General features: G+C 46.7%; 1 pseudogene. It reads left to right on the top strand.

The annotated features are described in order from the left end of the window. Nucleotides 1-698 (top strand): annotated as a pseudogene (locus R7R24_RS26990) (hypothetical protein); the annotation flags it as partial.

Raw genomic sequence — 698 nt, 5'->3', positions numbered from 1 at the left:
CTTTTCTATCTCCAGCGTTGCTGGTTCTTGGCGTAATAGCCATCCCTCTATCGCGTTACTCGGCTTAGAAGCTAACTTACCGAATAACCAAGAAGCTCGATTCGCCGTTGATGAAATTCAAATTGAATTCGATTTGATTCAATCATTACTTCAGTTTAAGCCCGTCGTGGCAGACTTAACCATTCATAACTTGGCATTAGATATTCGCACGGTCGATCTTCTACCTACGTCGAGCAATCAAGAGCCGACCACTGATGTTGACCAAAATGAAATTAAGCTGATTGATCAGCTGGACTCACTATTGCTGCGCCAGTTTGAAGACTTCACCATTACGAATTCACGCGTCTGGTACAAATCGGTATCGGGCGAAACTCGTCGACTCGATATTGAACAGCTTCGCTGGAGTAACCAAGGCAAACGTCACTTAGCGGAAGGCACAGTCAGTATTGCAGACGCTAGCCTGAATTCGCTGTTAGTAAATGCTAACTTTAAAGACCATGGTTCGCTGCGTGATGTGTCTGGTGAGTTTTACGTGAGTGCGCAAGATGTCTCGGTAACGCCTTGGCTTACCACTTACATGCAAGAAGAGTCGGGGGCGGAGTCTGGCAAGGTCAGTTTGAATACCTGGCTGACTCTCAAACACAGCCAACCTAATTATGCGTACGTGGAGCTGCAACCGTCTGAGCTCGTATGGAATG

Source organism: Vibrio sp. 704, assembly GCF_033339295.1.
This window is presented reverse-complemented; position numbering and strand designations above follow the sequence as displayed.